Genomic DNA, 1,751 nt, shown 5'->3' on the forward strand with positions numbered 1-1,751 from the left:
GCCTGACATTCTGAGAGGCTGTTTGAAAAACAACTGACTGATAAAAAGCAGTAAAAGTGTCTGGGGGCCGCTTTTTTTTCAAAACGGCGGCGTTTCCTGAAGCTTTTTGAAAAAGGGCGGTAGCCGAAACTTCCCCGGGATTTGCGGGATGTCAGGGCGCCGTCATTCGCCCCGGGCGGCGAAAGTGCCACCCGCCCCGACAGGAAGAGACAAAAGCACAGAGCGGTATTGAAAATTTATATTATTGTGAGGCCAATGCCACTTCTGTAGGCCAGAATGAACAGGCGCATGATACTGTCATGCGCCCCATTGCAAAGGAAGAAACCGTTGCGCCGTCTTGTTGCTATCTGTATCCCGCTCGGTCTGGCCGCCTGCGCGCAGCACACGCCCCGCCCCATGGCGAATTACTGCCGCGACCCCGGGGTAACCGCCGCCGTGGTGGCCACCGCCAACCGCACCCCCGGCGCAACATCGCCCGCCACCCGGTTTGTGGACGGCACGGTCAAAAGCGCCATCTACAACGACCATGTGCAGGTCATGGCCTGCCACGGCAGCCTGGTGCGCCGCGACGGCACGCAGCAGGATGGCGTCGCCATCGCCCGCCTGTCCCACATGCATACGGGCTGGAAGCAGATCTGGCACACATCCGTCGCCACGCACCAGTGGATCACGGATGAGGACATCAGCAAGAACAGGCAGGACCAGTACGCCGCGTATTACGACCATACGCCCCAGGCCTGCAAACCCTTCGCGCATGACCTGTTCTATGGCGCGCCCAAATCCGACAAGGACAACGCCCACCTGCGCGAGACGCTGTACGACTGCCTTGCGGAACACAACGTCCAGCCCCTGCGCCCCGTATCGGGGGTGGACCATACCTACAACCCGTTCGGCATGAATTTCTACATTCCCTATTACACCAACCTGAACGCGGACGATAACGGTCCCTTCCTGTACTGACCGCGCCCATGGCCATACTGCCCCTCATCCGCTTTCCCCATCCCTGCCTGGAACAGGTGGCGGCCCCCGTTGACGCCACGGCCGCCGCCACGGGGCAACTGGCGCATGACCTGCTTGAAACCATGCACGCGGCCCCCGGCATCGGCATCACCGCCTGCCATGTCGGGATCATGCAACGGCTCGTGGTGATCGACCTGCCCACCGATGGGCACGGCCCGCGTATCTACGCCAACCCGGAAATCATCTGGAACAGCGCGGAAACCGCAACGCGGGAGGAAGGCAGCGTGTCCATGCCCGGCATCCACGCGCCCGTCACCCGGCCGGAGCGCGTGCGGGTCCGCTACACGCGGCCTGATGGCGCGCAGGCGGAAGAGGAGGCGGAGGGGCTGCTGGCGCTGTGCCTCCAGCATGAAATCGACCAGATCAACGGTATTTTCTGGATCCGGCGGCTGTCACGCCTGCGCCGTGACCGGGCGCTGAAACGGTATGCGAAACTGGAACGTGACCACGCCATGGCCGGTGGTCAGTCCACCTTCCCGTCATCAAGCATATAGCCGCTGGAGCGCACCGTGCGGATCAGGTCCGCCCCGCCCGTGGCGTTCAGCGCCATGCGCAGCCTGCGGATATGCACATCCACCGTGCGTTCCTCCACATGAATGCGGTCATCCCATGCGGCGGCCAGTATTTCGGCGCGTGAAAACACCCGGCGTGGATTGCGCATGAGGTGCAGCAGGATGCGGTATTCCGTAGGCCCCAGCGCCAGTGCGCCGCCCGCGCGCGTCACGCGCCGC

Annotated in this window: 3 protein-coding genes; 2 read left to right on the plus strand and 1 reads right to left on the minus strand. The window is 62.9% G+C overall.

The window, feature by feature from the left end; all coding sequences use genetic code 11:
* The first annotated feature begins 327 nt into the window (after window positions 1-327).
* On the plus strand, window positions 328-960 hold the full coding sequence (locus JCM25156_RS15705; RefSeq protein WP_242402705.1) for a hypothetical protein: 633 nt from the start codon (window positions 328-330) through the stop codon (window positions 958-960).
* Between the two features lie 8 nt (window positions 961-968).
* On the plus strand, window positions 969-1,514 hold the full coding sequence (locus tag JCM25156_RS15710) for a peptide deformylase (protein WP_025813834.1): 546 nt from the start codon (window positions 969-971) through the stop codon (window positions 1,512-1,514).
* On the opposite strand, the gene JCM25156_RS15715 is transcribed toward JCM25156_RS15710, so the two are convergent.
* Window positions 1,484-1,751: winged helix-turn-helix domain-containing protein (locus JCM25156_RS15715; protein ID WP_025813835.1), on the minus strand; the 268-nt coding region annotated here is incomplete at its 5' end. The two genes, JCM25156_RS15710 and JCM25156_RS15715, sit on opposite strands and share 31 nt — an antisense overlap.

This window comes from Komagataeibacter kakiaceti JCM 25156 (assembly GCF_000613305.1).

Excerpts from the sequence above, each read along its gene's own strand:
- JCM25156_RS15710 (WP_025813834.1), top strand. The coding sequence starts at position 969 with ATGGCCATACTGCCCCTCATCCGCTTTCCCCATCCCTGCCTGGAACAG.